At 39.6% G+C, this 18,987-nt stretch carries 13 protein-coding genes; 10 read left to right on the plus strand and 3 right to left on the minus strand.

What is annotated here, in order from left to right; genetic code table 11:
* Positions 1 to 255 precede the first annotated feature (255 nt).
* From L1283_RS02795 to L1283_RS02830, 8 genes are all read left to right on the plus strand, one after another.
* Positions 256 to 492: an acyl carrier protein gene (locus tag L1283_RS02795; protein WP_028070665.1), complete on the plus strand. Its 237-nt coding sequence runs from the start codon at positions 256 to 258 to the stop codon at positions 490 to 492.
* 27 nt (positions 493 to 519) lie between these two features.
* On the plus strand, positions 520 to 1,773 hold the full coding sequence (gene fabF / locus L1283_RS02800; RefSeq protein WP_120333106.1) for a beta-ketoacyl-ACP synthase II: 1,254 nt from the start codon (positions 520 to 522) through the stop codon (positions 1,771 to 1,773).
* A gap of 84 nt (positions 1,774 to 1,857) precedes the next feature.
* Entirely contained in the window at positions 1,858 to 2,598 is a 741-nt protein-coding gene (rnc, locus tag L1283_RS02805; RefSeq protein ID WP_088160073.1) for a ribonuclease III, read from the plus strand.
* A gap of 24 nt (positions 2,599 to 2,622) precedes the next feature.
* The gene (gene hisS, locus L1283_RS02810; RefSeq protein ID WP_313235952.1) at positions 2,623 to 4,005 is read left to right on the plus strand and encodes a histidine--tRNA ligase; all 1,383 of its coding nucleotides are present in this window, start codon (positions 2,623 to 2,625) and stop codon (positions 4,003 to 4,005) included.
* A gap of 243 nt (positions 4,006 to 4,248) precedes the next feature.
* The gene (pdhA, locus tag L1283_RS02815) at positions 4,249 to 5,244 is read left to right on the plus strand and encodes a pyruvate dehydrogenase (acetyl-transferring) E1 component subunit alpha (RefSeq protein ID WP_046674850.1); all 996 of its coding nucleotides are present in this window, start codon (positions 4,249 to 4,251) and stop codon (positions 5,242 to 5,244) included.
* 29 nt (positions 5,245 to 5,273) lie between these two features.
* On the plus strand, positions 5,274 to 6,905 hold the full coding sequence (locus L1283_RS02820) for a pyruvate dehydrogenase complex dihydrolipoamide acetyltransferase (protein WP_286732338.1): 1,632 nt from the start codon (positions 5,274 to 5,276) through the stop codon (positions 6,903 to 6,905).
* 382 nt (positions 6,906 to 7,287) lie between these two features.
* The gene (locus L1283_RS02825; protein WP_075990859.1) at positions 7,288 to 8,478 is read left to right on the plus strand and encodes a serine hydrolase domain-containing protein; all 1,191 of its coding nucleotides are present in this window, start codon (positions 7,288 to 7,290) and stop codon (positions 8,476 to 8,478) included.
* 128 nt (positions 8,479 to 8,606) lie between these two features.
* Positions 8,607 to 8,966 (plus strand): CoA-binding protein, encoded by a 360-nt coding sequence (locus tag L1283_RS02830; protein WP_145327175.1) that lies wholly within the window; start codon positions 8,607 to 8,609, stop codon positions 8,964 to 8,966.
* On the opposite strand, the gene L1283_RS02835 is transcribed toward L1283_RS02830, so the two are convergent.
* The 3 genes from L1283_RS02835 to L1283_RS02845 form a co-directional block, all read right to left on the minus strand.
* Positions 8,963 to 10,213, minus strand: a complete 1,251-nt coding sequence (locus L1283_RS02835) for an ROK family transcriptional regulator (protein WP_075990861.1) — start codon at positions 10,211 to 10,213, stop codon at positions 8,963 to 8,965. The two genes, L1283_RS02830 and L1283_RS02835, sit on opposite strands and share 4 nt — an antisense overlap.
* 151 nt (positions 10,214 to 10,364) lie before the next feature.
* A complete protein-coding gene (locus L1283_RS02840) occupies positions 10,365 to 13,766 on the minus strand; it encodes a DUF1080 domain-containing protein (RefSeq protein ID WP_429625736.1) in 3,402 nt (1,133 codons plus the stop codon).
* 12 nt (positions 13,767 to 13,778) lie between these two features.
* Positions 13,779 to 15,047 (minus strand): Gfo/Idh/MocA family oxidoreductase, encoded by a 1,269-nt coding sequence (locus tag L1283_RS02845; protein ID WP_088160080.1) that lies wholly within the window; start codon positions 15,045 to 15,047, stop codon positions 13,779 to 13,781.
* A gap of 383 nt (positions 15,048 to 15,430) precedes the next feature.
* Here L1283_RS02845 and L1283_RS02850 point away from each other — a divergent pair, with 383 nt between their 5' ends.
* Both L1283_RS02850 and L1283_RS02855 read left to right on the plus strand, forming a co-directional pair.
* Positions 15,431 to 17,572, plus strand: coding sequence for a glycosyl hydrolase family 95 catalytic domain-containing protein (locus tag L1283_RS02850; protein ID WP_145327172.1), 2,142 nt, complete (start codon positions 15,431 to 15,433; stop codon positions 17,570 to 17,572).
* A 165-nt stretch (positions 17,573 to 17,737) separates the two neighbouring features.
* On the plus strand, positions 17,738 to 18,985 hold the full coding sequence (locus L1283_RS02855) for a glycoside hydrolase family 88 protein (protein ID WP_145327171.1): 1,248 nt from the start codon (positions 17,738 to 17,740) through the stop codon (positions 18,983 to 18,985).
* Positions 18,986 to 18,987 lie beyond the last annotated feature (2 nt).

Consider the following 18,987-nt stretch of genomic DNA (forward strand, 5'->3'; position numbering starts at 1 on the left):
GAAGGTACTAATAAATTTAAGGTTGGAATATACTTTTTGTGTAAAATTTGAGTTAATTAGCTGAGCGTTTGGAATACAAAATATTTTTTGTTATACTTGAACTAAGTTAATATAGAGTGGGTTAGCTAGTATAAGACGCGAATAAGTTCGGTCGCCTAACGTGGTGACTTTCATCTAAATATCAATTTAGGTTTGAATTTTGATGAAATTTATTTTTCTTTGCACAGATTTATTAAACAATTAAACTATAAAATCATGTCAGATATCGCTTCAAGAGTAAAAGCAATTATCGTTGAAAAATTAGGTGTTGACGAAAACGAAGTAACACCAGAAGCTTCATTCACTAATGATTTAGGTGCTGATTCACTTGACACTGTTGAGTTGATCATGGAGTTTGAAAAAGAATTCAACGTTGCTATTCCTGATGATCAAGCAGAGACTATTGGTACTGTTGGTCAAGCAATCGCTTATTTAGAAAAAAACGTTAACTAACTAATTTAATTAGGCTAATCGTAATAAATGGAGCTTAAAAGAGTAGTAGTAACAGGATTAGGCGCCCTTACACCAATTGGAAATACCGTCTCAGCTTACTGGGAGGCGTTAATAAATGGTGTAAGCGGAGCTGCTCCTATTACGCATTTTGATGCGTCAAAATTCAAGACTCAGTTTGCATGTGAGGTAAAGGGGTTTGATCCGCATGAATTTATGGATCGTAAGGAAGCTCGTAAAGTCGATCCTTTTGTCCAGTATGCAATTGCGTCAACAGATGAGGCAATTAAAGATGCTGGCTTAGATTTTGAAAAATTAGATACAAATCGTATCGGAGTAATTTGGGGCTCAGGAATAGGGGGGTTAACAACTTTCACTGAAGAAGTTGCAAACTTTGCAAAGGGAGATGGAACACCTCGTTTCAATCCTTTCTTCATTCCTAAGATGCTCGTTGATATTGCTCCAGGACATATTTCAATGCGTCATGGTCTTCGTGGGCCTAACTTTTCTGCCGTATCGGCTTGTGCCTCGGCTACCAATGCAATGATAGATGCTTTTAACTATATTCGTATGGGCAAAGCAGATGTGATTGTTACGGGTGGATCAGAAGCTACAGTCAATGAGGCTGGAATTGGTGGGTTCAATGCTATGCATGCTTTGTCAACTAGAAATGACGACCCTAAAACAGCCTCACGTCCTTTTGATAAAGATAGAGATGGTTTTGTTTCGGGAGAGGGTTCAGGTGCCTTGATCTTAGAAAGTTTGGAGCATGCCTTAGCACGTGGAGCAAAAATCTATGCAGAGATTGCAGGGGGTGGAATGAGTGCTGATGCACATCATATCACAGCATCGCATCCTGAAGGATTGGGCGCAAAATTGGCTATGACAATGGCTGTAAATGATGCAGAGATGGATTTTTCAGATATTGATTATATCAATGTTCATGGGACTTCTACACCGGTCGGTGATATTAGTGAAACGAAGGCTATTGTTGACCTGTTTGGTGAACATGCCTATAAACTGAATATCAGTTCAACTAAATCAATGACAGGTCACCTTTTGGGTGCTGCAGGAGCTATAGAAACTATCGCTTCTATATTGGCTGTTCAAAATGATATTGTCCCTCCGACAATCAATCACTTTACAGACGATCCGGAAATTGATAACAACTTGAATTTTACATTCAACAAGGCGCAAAAACGTACAGTTAATGCGGCGTTGAGCAACACTTTCGGTTTCGGTGGGCATAATGCTACCGTTATTGTGAAAAAATATAAAGCTTAATGTTTGATCCTTCAAACATGGTTTGATAATATGAGCTAGCGACAGGTTCTTTAACTAGGACTTGTCGCCTTATTTTTAGAAGAGATGCCTTTTGCAAGGATATATAAATTATATTTTTCGCCAGATCGGGAATACGTTAGAAAACTAAAAAACCTGCTTGGATTTGTCCCCGGAAATGTACATCTGTACAAGATGGCTTTTAGACACAAGTCTGTTGCCGTTACAATTAAAGAGGGCGCAAAGAATAGCAACGAACGTTTAGAATTCTTGGGTGATGCTGTTTTGGGTTCGGTTGTGGCTGAGCTGTTATTTAAGAAGTATCCTTATAAAGATGAAGGGTTCCTGACTGAAATGCGCTCAAAAATTGTCAGTAGAGCAAACCTAAATCAACTTTCTAGAAAGTTGGGTTTTAATGAGCTTATCCAGTTTGATGCGCGAATGATCAGTTTTCCGAATAAACAGGGATCCTTATTGGGTGATGCTTTTGAGGCATTGGTAGGGGCAGTCTATCTGGACAGGGGCTATGTTTTTACAAAGAGCTTTTTGTTGAATCGAATTATTAAACCGCACGTCGATATTCATCTATTGGAACAGACGGAAACAAACTTTAAGAGTCGGTTGATTGAGTGGTGTCAACATACGGGCAAAGAGATCGTATTTCGGCAAACAGACAATCCGGAAGGAGAGTCTTCTAAAATGTTTAGTATTGAAGCGGTCGTTGATGGTATTGTTTGTGGACTTGGCCGTGATTTTAATAAGAAATCTGCAGAGAAATCTGCAGCCGAAAAAGCCTGTGAATTCCTTAAAATTCTGGAAGTAGAATAAAGGATTTTATTAACTTTGCCAAATATGGCAGCAGTAAAACCTTCTTTGGCAAAAGGAACGCGTGATTTTTCACCTTCCGAAATGATCAAACGTAACTATATTTTCGATACACTGAAAACGGTATTCAGAAAATATGGCTATAATGAAATACAGACCCCTTCATTTGAAAATTTGACAACCCTTACCGGTAAATACGGTGACGAGGGTGATAAATTGATCTTTAAGATTCTTAATTCGGGTGATTACTTGGCGAAAGCGCCAGATAACCTGCTTCATGATAAAAATTCCAATAAGCTCATTCCTCATATATCAGAGAAAGCATTAAGATATGATCTTACGGTGCCGTTTGCACGCTATGTTGTGATGCACCAAAATGATATTACCTTACCATTTAAGCGTTTTCAGGTGCAACCTGTGTGGCGTGCAGATCGTCCGCAACGCGGAAGATACCGTGAGTTTTATCAATGTGATGTCGACGTGGTCGGGTCAGAAAGTCTATTGAATGAAGCTGAGTTTATTTTGATTTATCAAGAAGCCTTCGAACGTTTTGGACTGAAAGATTTTAATATTAAAATCAACAACCGGAAAATTCTTTCAGGTATTGCTGAAATCATCGGAAAACCGGAACTGATTGTGGATATGACTGTCGCGATCGATAAATTGGATAAAATCGGGTTGGAAGGTGTCAACAAAGAGTTGTTGGAAAGGGGTTTCACCGAGGCAGATCTTGCTATTTTGAAACCTATAATTTTATTGGAAGGCTCGAATGATGAGAAACTGTCTTCCTTAAAAACGATTTTAGCAACTTCTGCTGTCGGTTTAAATGGTATCGCTGAGATTGAGGAAGTGTTTGACTATGTCGGCAAATTAGGTGCTGAAGAAAAATTGCTTAATCAAATCATAGATCTGGATATTACATTGGCTCGAGGCCTCAATTATTATACAGGTTGTATTTTTGAGGTCAAGACGAATGAGGTTGCCATGGGAAGTATCGGTGGCGGTGGTCGCTACGATGATCTCACGGGTATGTTTGGTCTGAAGGGGCTGACCGGAGTCGGTGTTTCCTTTGGTGCGGATCGTATCTATGATGTGTTGGAAGAGCTGGACTTATTTCCTATCGGTAAGGCCGATTCTACCAAACTCCTGATTATAAATTTTGATAAACAACTGGAAAGTTACACCCTGAATTTACTCAATAAGCTTCGGAAGGAAAATATCGCTTCGGAACTCTATGCTTCTCCTGTAAAATTGAAGAAACAAATGGGTTATGCGGATGGGAAAGGAATCCCCTACGTATTATTAGTGGGTGACGAAGAGGCTACTTCAGGGCAATTGTCATTAAAGGACATGGAAAGCGGGGAACAGGTAAAGGTAACTGAAAGTGAGCTGATACAAAAACTTCGATAGCAAACAGTTTGCATAAAATAGATTAAGCCAAATGATTATTAAGTCCTTTGGCTTTTTTATTTTCATAAGTTTTTGATTTATTTGATTGTGCCGTTCATTTATTTGTAATCAAATGCTATATACTTTAAATCAAATGTCTTAGAAGTGTCTTAAAGTATAAATAAAATTGATTTTTGGGCAAGGAAATTCGTCCAAAATTATTAGATTTGTAGTCTAGAATAGTAAGAAAATCAAAACTTTGAAATGAGTTCAACACCTATAACAAAAGAGACATATTTGGAGTGGTATAAGTCTATGTTACTTATGCGTAAGTTTGAAGAAAAAGCAGGTCAACTTTACGGACAGCAAAAGATTCGTGGTTTCTGTCACTTGTACATAGGACAAGAGGCTGTAGTCGCTGGAACGATGTCAGTAATCAAACCGGAAGATTCTTTAATCACTGCTTATCGTGATCACGCCCACGCTTTGGCTAAAGGCGTTTCTGCAAATGCTTGTATGGCTGAATTATATGGAAAGATCACGGGTTGTTCAAAAGGTAAGGGAGGTTCTATGCACTTCTTCTCCAAAGAACACAAATTCATGGGTGGCCATGGTATTGTTGGTGGTCAGATTCCTTTAGGTGCTGGTATCGCATTTGCTGAAAAATATCTTGGTACAGATAATGTAAATATCTGTTATATGGGTGATGGAGCTGTGCGTCAAGGTGCATTCAATGAGACATTGAACATGGCGATGTTGTGGAAACTCCCTGTTATCTTCGTGTGTGAAAACAACGGTTATGCAATGGGTACTTCTGTACAACGTACAACGAACATGCAGGATATTTACAAAATGGGCTTAGGTTTCGATATGCCTTCTGCTCCGGTTGATGGAATGGATGTTGTTGCTGTACACAATGCGATGGACGAAGCTGTTCAACGTGCTCGTGCAGGTGAAGGTCCAACATTCCTAGAAATTCGTACATACCGTTACAAAGGACACTCAATGTCTGATCCAGCTAAATATCGTACGAAAGAAGAACTAGAAGCGTATAAAGACCGTGACCCATTGTTGTCGACTAAACATGCTATTTTAGAAAACAACTATGCAGATGACGCTTGGTTTGCAGAAGTTGAGGCTGATGTGAAAAAGGTCGTTGAGGAGTCGGTGAAATTTGCAGAGGAATCTCCTTATCCAACTGCAGATGAATTGTACAAAGATGTATATGTACAACAAGACTATCCATTTATTTTAGATTAATACTCTTTAACTTGATAATATAATAAAGAATGGCTGAAGTAGTAAGAATGCCGAAAATGAGCGATACAATGACCGAAGGGGTCATCGCGAAATGGCACAAAAAAGTTGGTGATAAAGTAAATTCTGGTGATTTAGTAGCTGAGATTGAAACAGATAAAGCTACGATGGACTTTGAGTCTTACCAAGAAGGAACTCTTTTATATATTGGTCCCAAAGAAGGCGAAGCAGTAGCTATTGATGCTGTTATTGCTGTTTTAGGAGAACCGGGTGAAGATTTTCAAGCATTGTTGAGTGGTGATGCACCTGCTGCTGAAAAAGCACCAGAAAAAACCGAAGAAAAAAAAGCAGAAGAAGTTTCTGGTCCAGAATCTTCGGCTAGTACTGTAACTCCTGAAGAATTGGGATGTACTGTTATTACAATGCCTTTGTTAAGTGATACCATGAAAGAGGGGGTCATTGCGCAATGGAACTTCAAAGTTGGTGATACGATAAAATCTGACGATGCTATTGCTGATGTAGAAACTGATAAAGCGACTATGGAGGTTACAGCTTATGCTGATGGCACCTTGTTATATGTTGGTCTTGAAGCTGGACAAGCTGCAAAGGTAAACGACATCATCGCGATCGTTGGTCCTGCTGGAACTGATATCACACCTTTGTTAAATCAAAAATCTGCACCTGCAAAGGCGGAAACTGCTGAAGCTCCTAAAGCTGATTCAGCTGCTGCTGTAACTGCTGCACCGGTAGCATCGTCTTCAAGCGATGATTCTCGTGTGAAAGCTTCTCCTTTAGCACGTAAAATTGCACAAGAAAAAGGTATCAATTTAAGTGATATCAAAGGTTCTGCAGATGGTGGCCGCATTGTGAAGAAAGATGTTGAATCGTTTGTTCCTGTTGCTGCACAACCGGCGGAGACAAAAGCTGTAGCTGCTCCTGGAACAGAAGCAAAAGCAATCACTTTGCCTACATTTGTTGGTGAAGAGCGCTATACTGAAAAACCAGTTAACCAAATGCGTAAAACTATTGCGCGTCGTCTAGCAGAGTCATTGTTTACAGCTCCACACTTCTATTTGACTGTATCAATTGACATGGACAATGCAATGGCTGCTCGTGCGCAGATCAATGAGGTTGCTCCAGTAAAAGTTTCTTTCAATGATATCGTTGTAAAAGCTGTTGCTGTTGCTTTGAAAAAACATCCTGCTGTAAACTCTTCATGGCAAGGCGATAAAATCCGTTTCAATGAGCATACCAACATTGGTGTTGCAATGGCTGTTGAAGATGGTTTATTAGTTCCTGTTGTGCGTTTTGCAGATGGTAAATCATTGTCACATATCTCTGCAGAGGTGAAAGACTTCGCCCAAAAGGCGAAAGCTAAAAAATTACAGCCTGCGGATTGGGAAGGATCTACATTTACAGTTTCCAACTTAGGTATGTTTGGAATTGATGAATTTACATCCATTATCAACTCACCAGATGGAGCTATTCTTTCTGTTGGTGCTATTCAAGCAGTTCCTGTTGTTAAAAACGGTGCTGTAGTTCCTGGTAATGTAATGAAAGTGACTTTGGGTTGTGATCACCGCGTGGTTGATGGTGCAACTGGAGCTGCATTTTTGCAAACATTGAAATCTTTGGTTGAAAATCCAGTAAGATTATTAGCATAATCCTTTAATAGAGGAATTAAAAGCCACTTTAGTAATAAAGTGGCTTTTTTTATGGCCTTAATTGATTAAGCTCATTCCACAGGAAAGCTTTTTTTACCGATAATTTCTATCGTTATCCGTTTGGTTGAAGGAAGTACAGGTTGTTCAACTCTATAGTGAAAGAGACGCTGTGCGTAAAAAAGGTAACATATACGATGAATAACAATTATTGTAGGGAAAAATTCGTTTTTTTATACTAAAATCTTCATTTTAGCATTATTATCAGTATGCTGGTCCTTCTATTACGAGCTTCAATAATTTGATATTATTTAGGACACAGGAAATAGGGGGTATTTATTGATATACAATACAGAAAACACAAAAATCCGGGAGACTTAGTATAGTGAAATTATTTTTTTTAAAGGGAATGGTCGCTCTTTTGTTTGTATCTACAGTGGCTTGTAGTTCAAAAGAGAAAAAACAGAAGGAAGCAGCGATAGCGCAGGCAAAAGTGGATAGCACAAGGCTCGTCTATAATCCAAATAATGCAGATCAGAAGATCGATGCTTTTATGAAAAATCTTCATTCAAAAGCTGCATTCAATGGGAATGTTCTTGTTGCGAAAGATGGTAAAATCTTATATCAGAATACATTCGGCTGGGCAAATTACTTAAAACGGGATAGTCTAAAAATTGATGACAAATTTGAACTCGCTTCCGTTTCTAAACCGCTTACAGCTGTCGGAATTTTAAAGTTAGTAGAGGCAGGAAAGTTACGTCTAGATCAAACGATCAATGACTTCTATCCGGATTTTCCTTATCCTGGTATTACCATAAAAATGTTATTGACACACCGTTCGGGATTACCTAATTATGTTTATTTTTCCGAGGAACATTGGCCTGATCGTAAGAAAGGAATGACGAATCAGGATGTGATGAAAATGCTGACTGAATTTAAACCCAATCGCTATGGTGCGCCAGGAGGGCGTTTCTTTTACAATAACTCCAACTTTATGGTCTTAGGGGCCATTATTGAAAAGATATCAAAGCAAGATTACGCTACGTATATGAAAGACAGCGTATTTAATGTTGCAGGAATGACAAATACAGCTGCACTTTCTAAGGCAGTGTATGATAAAATTCCGACTAACGTTATTGGACATGACAAGGTATGGCGAAGATCGGTCGTGCAAAATTTTCAGGATGGACCGCTTGGTGACAAAGGAATTTATAGTACGGTGCGTGACCTTTATCGTTTTGATCTTGCTTTGAGAGATGGACGATTGTTAAAGCAGTCAACATTGGATTCGGCATACCGAGGATATCCGGATGCCAAAAAGGGAATTTTTAGCTATGGTTATGGTTGGCGTACGTTTGAGCATGGTAATGATCATATCGTATACCATACAGGTTGGTGGCACGGTTTTAGACATATTTATGTAAGAGATTTAAAGAGAAACATAGTTATTGTTTTACTTTCTAATATGACAAATGGAAGCTTGGTCAAATTGGACGAGCTTTATAAAATCATGGGAATGCCAGTATTGCGTAAAAATGCGTATAGCAACCATGGTGATTTTATCATCGATGAGTAATTTTTGAGCGATGCTACTTTGAGAATTTAGATTATCTTCTTTATCCTATTGTAACGAGAAGGCAAAGAAGATAATCTACATGCCCTGAGTATGCATGCAACAGGTAAACACAAAAGATATAAAAAGGGATGAAAAAAACATTGATTTTAGGTGCTAGTACCAATCCTTCACGTTATTCGAATAAAGCTGCAAATATGTTGCATAAACATGGGCATGCTATCGTTAATATTGGCTTGAGTGGAGGGGAAGCCGCCGGAGTTCCTATTGAAAAGAAAGGTGATATCCATACAGATATTGATACTGTGACAATGTATCTTAGTGAGCCTAATCAGAAAGAATATTACGATTATATATTAGCGACGAAGCCAAAACGAATAATATTTAATCCTGGTGCGGAGAATGCAGAATTGGAACAGCTCGCTATGGAGCACGGTATTAAGACAGAAAGAGCCTGTACTCTTGTCTTGTTGAGTACAGGGCAGTTTTAGATTTTGGATTTATGAAGCAATTCAACCGATAGGTACTTCGTGATAAAATAATTTGTCAGACCCACGGTATTGCTGTCGAGATTTAGACTTGACACTTTGATGTCACAATGTTCCTTCAAAATGGCCATGGTATAGGAATTTATGGCTTGTTGTATCGGAATCGTGATCAATTCATTTGCTTTTGCAATTTTTCCACCCAACACGATCAATTCGGGATTGAGTAGCTGTATTAAAGATGCAAATGCTTTTCCTAGGTTTGTTCCTAGTTTTGAAATCTGATTTATTGCAAATTGATCACCCTTGTTTGCCGCTTCAATAATATGTGTCGGTGTTAAATGTTGTAATTCATCGGGTTGTAATTCATTTAATTTAGTCAGCTCTCCTTTTTGGATTTCCTGTTTAGCATTGTTGACCAAAGCAATTCCGGAAGCTACGGTTTCCAAACAGCCTCTTTTCCCACAATAGCAAAGTTCACCGTTGTCGATAAAGGGCATATGTCCTACTTCGCCGGAGTAGCCATCACGGCCTAGGTAGACTTCGCCATTGGACACGATTCCTAAACCTATCCCCCAATCCATTAGGATAATTAAACTGTTTTTTGTGTTTTTTGCCAATCCAAATTTCAATTCAGCATAAGCTGCACCTTTAACGTCATTCAGAATGAAGACCGGTTTTTTATATATGCGCTCAAAATAGTTTGTTATGGATTGATTGTCGTCATGTAAAAAAGTCTCGTTAGTACCTTCTTCAGCATTGATTAGTCCTGGCATGCCAATAATAATCCCTGTTAGGTTCTCAGTATCAACTGATTTATCGATAAGATATTGATCAACGATTTGTGTGATAGCGGCTAGATTTTCTCCATTTCGAGATAATTCATTATCCAGCTCAACAGTTTCAGCAATAATGTTCTGGTTGTTGTCCATTATGCTCAGTGTGATGGAGAAACGTTGGAGTTCAATCGATAGCACCTGAAACAATCCATCACATAGCTTATATAAATTGGGTTTACGTCCACCAATAGATTCTCCTTTGTCAAATTGACGGATAAAATCATCTTCCAGCAATTCTGCAATAAGGCTATTTACCGTAGGCAGGCTTAAATAGAGGTTTTTTACAATGTCATTTACCGATACAGATCCTAATTCGGCTATTAATTTTATAATGGAGATTTTGTTGAACAGATTTTTCTTTTCAGGTTTACTCTCCAATTTTTTGTTAATCAGTAAGTTTACGGCTTTAGTCATAAAACGTCAAATTTTGAAATAGAATCCTCAGGGCTTTAATTTAGCAAAAGTTTTGGAATCATTTGGTTATTTTTCTCACTTGACAAGCAAGTGGGCTAATTAGCAAAAAGGGGATAAGATTCCTTATCCCCTCTCTACGTATAAGTTTAGACTATTTGAGTTTTTTTACTCGAATATCTTTAAAGAATACTTCGGTACCGTGTCCTAGAAACCCGATATGACCAGAGGTTCGTTTAAGCCCAGGATGTTGTTTGCCATCCAGGGTTCCATTTTTGCTTGCCTCGGCGATATCCGCATCCACGATAACCGCGCCATTCAGTGTAACTTTGATGCGATTTCCTTTCACCACGATTTCCTCGGAGTTCCATTCACCTACGGGTTTTAAATGACCTTTTTTGGCAGGAACAACTCCATAAATTGAACCGTGATATTGGTATTGCTTTAAGTCTTTATAAACATCTGCACCATCATCAAGTACCTGGATTTCCATGGCCTCATATGCGGCATCCCCCTCCAGAGGAGCGCGTATTCCCACACCATTGTTGGCACCAGGCGTTAATTTGAAGTCGAAGCGATAAATGAAGTCTGCATATTCTTCTTTTGTGTAAAGGTTTCCACCAAATTTTGCATTTGGATACACCCAGATATAACCTTCGTCGTTGACAACATAAGCTTGGTTTTCTGTCCACTTGTCGAGGTTTGTTCCATCAAAAAGTACTTCAAAACCTTCTTTTTTCTCTTGATCGCTCAATTTAAAGATTTGTTTTCTTGGGAATTCCTTGATAAAAAGATCTCTATAATAAACAACTGAACCATGCGCTTGTAACTCAATTTGTTCGGTAGGGAAAATTGATTGGTTTCTATCCCAATAGTTTTCAAGAGGAATATTATCGGTTACTAACTGTCCATTTAACCAAACTGTGACTTTATCGTCTACCATTTTGATTTTAAATGTATTCCATTCGCCAGTAGCATTGTCGGCAACCTTCAACGGTTTGCTTTCATTTTTCTGGTTGTTATATAATCCCCCAGAGCCAACTTGGGCGCCGACTCTTGTATTCGCAATATCCCAAATTTGTACTTGGGGAGTACCTCTCAAGTAGATACCGGCATCACCTTCTATACCGCCATAGTTTTCCAATTTCCAGTCTACCAGCATTTCAAAATCGCCATATTTCTTTACGGTAGCCAGATTATCGCCTTTACCACTGAAGGCAATTTCACCATTGGATGCTGTCCAACCTTTGCGCATGATATCGTCGGCTTTAGCTTGTTCTGCTGCTAAAGTTTTCTCGTTCATTTTACTGCGTTTGATCGGATCTGCTACCAAACCTTTCCAGCCACTTAGGTCTTTACCATTGAACATCGAAACATAACCTTCTTTGATCGGCATTTCAGCGAGATAGCGAACAACAGCTTCCTTAAGGTATCCACTTTCACTACCCGACAATTTACCGATTACCTGTTCAAGAACCTCTCTAACCTTTTTGCCATAGAACTTGTTGTCCATTGCAATGTTCATCGCTACATTGGCCGCAGTTCCGCCAAGTTGCGCGTCGCTCATTAAATCAGCGGCAAAAACTAAAGACTGGTATGTTCCTGTAGGTTGTAACGCAGATAATGCTGCTTTTTTCTGATCTGTGGTTTTGGCAACGTTGAATGCATCTCTTAATAACAAAGTTTTCTGTTCAGGCGTATTCGAAGAAGAAGAAATTGATTTAATTAATCCACTGTATACCGTATTGAAAAGATTATCGTCTTTTTCTGTTCGGGAAAGAGATACCAATTCTGGCAGTGCGTTGGAGGTAGACCAGCTAGCCAAAGACTCAATTGCTGCGGACCGTAGACCTGTATTATTGTTGTTAAGGTATGCAGTTACAGCTTTCAATGACTGGGCGTCACCAAGCCCAGCAAAAATAGGGAAATACTTAGCGGTATTAGGCGCTGCAGACTTCGATATATTAGCTGCTAGTTGTTCTGTTAATCCCTTTGAATTTGTGCTTGACTGAACCACATTGACAATGGCACGTTGCAATAGCACGGCAGATTTATTGTCTGTTGTATTGTTTAACCTACCGAATAGTTCTTCTAAGTCCGATTCCTGAGCGACATTTGGGAGTGCTTTGTTGATCGCTTCTTCGACAGCAGGGTTTGCACTCTTTATGGCTAATACAGCTTTGGATGATGCATTGTTGGAACGTTTACTTAAAATATCCAGCAATTGAATCTTTTTGTCGTCGTCTACAGTGGCAAGTGCATTGTTGACATCAGTAACGACATTTGCATCTTTCGATGAAAGGATCAATGCTTTTACCGAATTGTTAAATTGTTGATCAGCGTTGAGCGCCTGGATTAAGGTATTGGTTTCTTTACCCTGAGATAGTGTATTTAGTGCACTTAATCCAGCTAATTTAGTTACGGGAGACTGTGTTTTATTTACTAATGCCTGGATTAGTTTTAAGCTGCTTGCCGAACCATTGTGGGCTAAGTAGTTCAATACACTTTCTTGCACTTCAGGAGTACCCTTGCTTGCTAAAGCAAGCAAGCTTTTTGCGTCGGCGCCTTTTCCATATTTTCCGAGTAATTGTAATGCAATGTTACGGTAAGCACCATTATCGCTCTTAACAGCTGCTAACAAATTCTTTTGTTGTTTCGCTGGGTCGATGGTTGTCAATAATTTAAGCGATGCAATTTGGCCGTTGATCGATTTTGCTTTTTGTGATTCCTGGAAAAACTTGTTTAGGAACTTAACCGCATCTTGGTCGTGTTTATTGTCGATCAATGCTTGAGCATAGTCGATACCAAGTCCTACTGCATCCAATTTGTCATAGCTATAGCCGGCGGCATTTAGTTTTTCCTGGAATAGCGATTCAGAAGCTGTGCCCCCGATTTTGCTCAGCGCGATCAATGCTGTTCGTTGGAAGCCATCCGAATTATATTTTTGCGTTAATCCTAAAATGGCACTTTCAGCATTTTTATCTTTTAGATCTCCGAGTGCTGTAACCAGGGCAATGGCAGTTTTCTCTGTTGTGGATGCTGCTAAAGCTTTTTCTAAGGCTGCTGTCGATTCAGGGGTACGAATAGAAACTAGGGTTCTCGCTGCTGCATCGGCGAGATAATCGTTTGTCAAACAAGTAGCGACAGCTGGTATAGCTGTATTATCGGCGCATTGACGTAACAGGCGTAGGGCAAAGACCTGATTTGTTGGTTCACTCAATTGCGCTATGGATTTTGCCAATCCTTCAACGAAAACTCTTTTTTGTTGTTCTTTACCAGGCTGATTTACATAGAACGAATAGCTGTTTGCCGCAAATTCTATCGGAGCATTGTTGCTACCTGGTGCTTTAAGTCCTTTGAGGAACGTAACGACGTCATCAGAAGAAAAACCTTCCAGCTCATGCATGGCAAGTAAAAACTTTTCTTTTTCTTCAGCCGGCTGTTGTGCCAATACGTCTGCTATTTTAGTTGCAGTCGTTCTATTTTGTGGTTGCTGAGCGTAGGTTGCACTAGATATAAGAAGCAATACGGTCAGCGAATTGAATATTCTTTTCATCGGGATATCTTTTTAAATAGACCAAGGGCCTCTCATTGGTTGGTGAATTAATCTATTTGCGGCGTCGTCATTAATAAATAGCTCATTTTGAGAGTCATATTTTAGTGATCTGTTCAGTCGCAATGCTGCTAATCCCATATTGACCAAGGTACAAGAACGGTGTCCATTGATCTCATTCAGTGCAAACTTTTCTCTTGTGCGAACGGATTCCAAGAAGTCAGTAATCTGTGGTGCAGGTTCAGGGTACTGTGCAAGTTTTCTTTCCAAATCTGGTATATCTGATTGGAATCCTCGATATAATTTACCTTTTGGACCTTCAATATAGGCTGCCTTTTCATCTTTTGCTTCACCGTCTAAAATGATCTGACAACCATCGGCATAGGTAAATGTAATTCGTCTCCATGTGCCCACGGCATCCGGATGTTGCTGCGGAGCATCAACGTCGACGGTAATCGGACTTTCGTTGTCTTTACCTAAGAAGTATTGAACAGGATCCATATAATGTTGCCCCATATCTCCTAGACCGCCACCATCATAATCCCAATATCCTCTAAAAGTGGTATGCACGCGGTGTTTATTGTAAGGCTTATATGGCGCCGGACCTAACCAGAAATCGTAGTCAAGTTCAGCCGGTACTTTCTCCTCTGGTAAATTTTCCTTTCCTACCCAATAGAACTTCCAGTCAAATCCGGTATGTTTGCTTATTGTAACTTTCAAAGGCCAACCTAACATGCCAGTATCAACTAATTTTTTGATTTTGCTTACTGGAACATTCATTCCATAAAAATCATCCTTGAAACGAAACCAGGTATTTAAACGGAAGATATTGCCATGTTGTGCAATGGCTTCTTTCACTTTTTTACCCTCACCGATAGTACGTGTCATTGGTTTTTCACACCAGATATCTTTTCCTGCTTTTGCCGCTTCAATGGACATTAGTCCATGCCAATGTGGCGGAGTAGCAATATGCACAATATCTACTTCCGGAGATTTAATCAACTCCCTAAAGTCATGGTATTCCTTCACACCACCGCCTAAGTCTGCTTGTGCTGCCGCTAGATGGGTTTTGTCCACATCACAAATGGCTACTGTTTTAGTTCCGGCGTAGCCAAAGTGTCCACGGCCCATATTGCCGACACCAATTACACCTTTGGTTAGATGGTCGCTCGGAGCAAGATAGCCCTGTCCTCCGAGTACAAAGCGTGGTACAATAGAAAATGCCGCAGCACCGACCACGGATTTTTTTATGAAATCACGCCTTGATGAATTCTGTTCTTTCATTTTGGTTGGATTAGTTGTTTTATAATTGATCCACTATTAGGCTGTTAAAAATAACGGCATTGGATATTTAATCTTAAAAATAGATAAAAAACTGATAAATGTAAACTGATAACTAAAATTTTACGTATTGTTTATTTGTGTTTTGTTAAAAAATAACAAAAGAATACTGTTGAATTCATTTCTTTCATATATAGCTACCTCATTATTGCCTATGCTGTGTTGTTTTATCTACTAAATTGTTACATTTCAGTGTGGTAGCTATTCGATGTGGTAGACAGAAAAGGACTTGATCTCGATTTTCCTCAATCGTTTTCGTAAAAGAGGCTTGATTTCAGGAGAATAATCCAGCATCTTTATGGTCGCTCTGATAGCATTAAATCCTAATGATGAATCTAAGAATACTGTTTTTACTCGTTTGCATCCTATGCCAGCCGTTTGGAGGATCAGCTCAATTTAGAATTCCAGTGTTGGGCCATACGATTTATGAAGGAGTGTTTACTGGAAATGGTCTCCTGGGAACGATGACTTACTTAGCCGGTAAGAATTCGATGCGTGTGGATATTGGAAGAACTGATATTTATGATCATCGAGCGAATTCGGCCGATAAATTGTTTGATCAGGCGCGTATGTCGTTAGGTCATTTTGAAATAGAATTTGAACGCCCGATTGTGCAGGCACAAGGAGAAATTCATTTAAAAGATGCCTATGCTGAGGCGAAAGTCGGCACAGACCAAGGGATGGTGAGAATTCGGACGACCACCTTATCAAATGACAACATTATTTTGCTAGAGGTATTTAAAAAAGATTTTAACGGGAATTACCATCTTACATGGAAACCCGACGAAGCCATCAGCCCAAGGATGGGATTCAGCTATACGCAAAAACCGAAAAACTATCCGACAAATCCAAAAGGAAGTTTTGGCACCCAAGGCGAAATAAAATATTTTGATCAGCCTCTTCTAGCCGGGGGAGGGTATGTGACGGCTTATTGTGGCAGATCCGGCAAAGAAGTGGATACCTATTTAATTACCGTAGATTATAACCAGCAGGGAACCGCTTATGTCAAAAAGGCGATCAATTATGTTCAGAATTTTAAAGAACAAAAGTTAACGAAGGGACTGGCGTCCCATCGCAAGTGGTGGACAGACTATTTTGTAGCATCTACACTGGAGCTGCCAGATACGGTTTACCAGCAGTTTTATGAAATGCAACTGTATAAGCTTGCCAGTGCAACAAGGTCAGATAAACCCGCTATGGATTTACAGGGGCCCTGGACAAGTCCAACTCCGTGGCCAGCGTACTGGCTTAATCTTAATATGCAACTTGCTTATTCCCCTGTTTTCAAAGCGAACCAGCTCGGTATTGCAAACTCGTTGATCCAGATGATTGATCGGAATAAAGATAATTTAAGACAAAATGTTCCCGAGCCTTATCGCTATAACAGTTTGGCTGTAGGTCGCTCCTCGGGGCCAAGCTTATGGAGTCCTGTTCTTCTGGCAAAAAATGTTTCATTGGATGCGGCTTCCGATGGTGAAAAGGAGCTAGGTAATCTCGTATGGCTGTTGCATAGTTATTATCAATATTATCGAGCGACCCTGTCGCAGGAAGTATATGATCGCTTATTTCCGCTACTGAAGGAAGCGATAAATTATCATTTGCACTTATTGGAAAAGAATCAAGCAGGAAAATACCATATCGGTGTGAAAACCTATTCACCAGAATATTCAAAAGGGTATGCTTATGATACAAATTATGATCTTTCTATTTTCAAATGGGGGCTCAAGACGCTTATTGAGCTGGATCAAGAAAGAGGCGGCAAGGATAAACTTCATGCTGTCTGGACAGACGTATTGGCCAACTTGATTGATTATCCAAAAGATGTCGATGGCTTTATGATCGCAAAAGATCTACCGTATGGCGAGTCGCATCGTCACTATTCGCACCTAATGATGATTTATCCTTTTTACGATATAAACTGGGATCAGGTAAATAATCAAGCTCTTATTGAGCGCTCTATTGCACATTGGCAGAGCAAAAAGCAATTGTTGCAGGGCTATTCATTTACGGGGGCTGCCTCTATGTATGCCATGATGGGAAGAGGAGACTCGGCTTTGGCTTCGCTGGATGTGCTATTGCAGAAATATATTAAAGCCAATACACTATATGCTGAAAGCGGTCCGGTGATAGAAACCCCACTGGCAGCGATGGCCAGTATTCAAGAATTGTGTATGCAGTATTGGAATGGTGTATTACGCGTGTTTCCTGCTATTCCTCATAAATGGAAGGATGTTTCCTTTACCAATTTTTTGACAGATGGTGGAAATCTCGTATCAGCAGAGCGGAAAAATGGAAAAACGGCCAACATCCGGATCAAAAGTCAATATGGAGGTCGTCTACGTTTAAAATCCGATATCGGAATACCAGAGGTAAAGATACAGGGAAAAGGTACGTTTGATATAAGGAGAGATGGAACAATTGATCTGAAGCTTGATAAGGGAGCGATCGCTTTGATTAATGTACATTGATAAAAGTAAGTTAAAGAAATTACGTTGAAACTGAATATTCAAGCTCCTTGAGCCAATTGCTTAATATTCCTCGATCAATTGAAATAAAGAAAAAGAGCGGATTATTTAGGTATAGCATTAAAGCGCTAATGCGCTGACCAAATAAAAATAAAAGAATAGAAAATAATGAAATTAAAACAACTTTCCGTGTTATTATTGGCCATTTTGGGTACTTCGACTGTCGTTCAGGCGCAAACGGCAAAACCGAATCTATCCAAAGCGTTTATTCAGCAGCAGCTAGATGCTGCAGCGAAGCAAATAAAAGTCCTGGCGAACGAAACTCCGACAGAAAAGTTTCCAAAAACTTTCGAAAATGGCAAAGAGGTATTTTCTTCGTCGAGCTGGTGGTGTTCGGGGTTTTATCCAGGGACATTGTTGTATTTATATGAAGGCACCAAAGATGAAGGGTTATTAAAGAAAGCAACCGAGAAATTGACCTATCTAGAAAAAGAAAAGAACAACAAGGGTACACATGATTTAGGGTTTATGTTATTCTGTAGTTTTGGAAACGCACTGCGTCTCACGGGTGATAACCAAAAGTATGGACCAGTACTCAGCACCGGCGCCAATTCCTTAGCATCGCGCTATAGTCCAACTACCAAAACGATTCGTTCTTGGGATCACGGATCATGGCAGTATCCGGTTATAATCGATAATATGATGAACCTGGAGTTTTTGACACAGGTGTCTAAAATGACTGGAGATAAAAAATTCTATGATATTGCGGTATCTCATGCTGAAACAACCTTGAAAAATCACTTCAGAAAAGATTATAGCTCATACCATGTGATCGATTATGATAAAAACACAGGTAAGGCGATTGGTAAAAAGACCCATCAGGGCGCATTTGATGAATCGGCATGGTCAAGAGGACAAGGATGGGCGCTGTATGGTTATACCATGATGTACCGCGAGACAAAGAAGAAAGAATTTTTGAAGCAAGCCCAGCAAATCGCAAAGTATATCCTAAGCAATCCGAATTTGCCTGCTGATCTGGTTCCTTACTGGGATTTTGATAAAGATAAAATTGCGCAGTCAGATAAAATGTATCCGAATAAGGATCTGCGGGATGTATCTGCGGCGGCATTATATGCATCTGCTTTGTTAGAGCTCTCACAATACACAAAGGGAAGTGAAGCTTTGAATTATTTTGATAAAGCAGAAACGATTCTTAAGAACCTGTCGAAGGCACCTTATCTGGCACCTTATGGTCAAAATGGTGGGTATATCTTACAACACAGTGTTGGAGCGCTGCCATTAAATTCGGAAATCGATGTGCCGTTGACCTATGCCGATTACTATTATGTGGAGGCCTTGGTTCGTTATCAGCGCCTATTGTCCGGAGAACCTATGATCAAAGAGATCGCTAAATAAGG

The organism is Sphingobacterium sp. HSC-15S19 (genome assembly GCF_050433745.1).
Classification (GTDB): Bacteria; Bacteroidota; Bacteroidia; order Sphingobacteriales; family Sphingobacteriaceae; genus Sphingobacterium; species Sphingobacterium siyangense.

Coding starts and splice junctions, on each gene's coding strand:
- pdhA (WP_046674850.1), top strand. CDS start 4,249: ATGAGTTCAACACCTATAACAAAAGAGACATATTTGGAGTGGTATAAG.
- L1283_RS02845 (WP_088160080.1), bottom strand. CDS start 15,047: ATGAAAGAACAGAATTCATCAAGGCGTGATTTCATAAAAAAATCCGTG.
- hisS (WP_313235952.1), top strand. CDS start 2,623: ATGGCAGCAGTAAAACCTTCTTTGGCAAAAGGAACGCGTGATTTTTCA.
- L1283_RS02820 (WP_286732338.1), top strand. CDS start 5,274: ATGGCTGAAGTAGTAAGAATGCCGAAAATGAGCGATACAATGACCGAA.
- L1283_RS02830 (WP_145327175.1), top strand. CDS start 8,607: ATGAAAAAAACATTGATTTTAGGTGCTAGTACCAATCCTTCACGTTAT.
- L1283_RS02850 (WP_145327172.1), top strand. CDS start 15,431: ATGATGAATCTAAGAATACTGTTTTTACTCGTTTGCATCCTATGCCAG.
- rnc (WP_088160073.1), top strand. CDS start 1,858: ATGCCTTTTGCAAGGATATATAAATTATATTTTTCGCCAGATCGGGAA.
- L1283_RS02795 (WP_028070665.1), top strand. CDS start 256: ATGTCAGATATCGCTTCAAGAGTAAAAGCAATTATCGTTGAAAAATTA.
- L1283_RS02855 (WP_145327171.1), top strand. CDS start 17,738: ATGAAATTAAAACAACTTTCCGTGTTATTATTGGCCATTTTGGGTACT.
- L1283_RS02840 (WP_429625736.1), bottom strand. CDS start 13,766: ATGAAAAGAATATTCAATTCGCTGACCGTATTGCTTCTTATATCTAGT.
- L1283_RS02835 (WP_075990861.1), bottom strand. CDS start 10,213: ATGACTAAAGCCGTAAACTTACTGATTAACAAAAAATTGGAGAGTAAA.
- fabF (WP_120333106.1), top strand. CDS start 520: ATGGAGCTTAAAAGAGTAGTAGTAACAGGATTAGGCGCCCTTACACCA.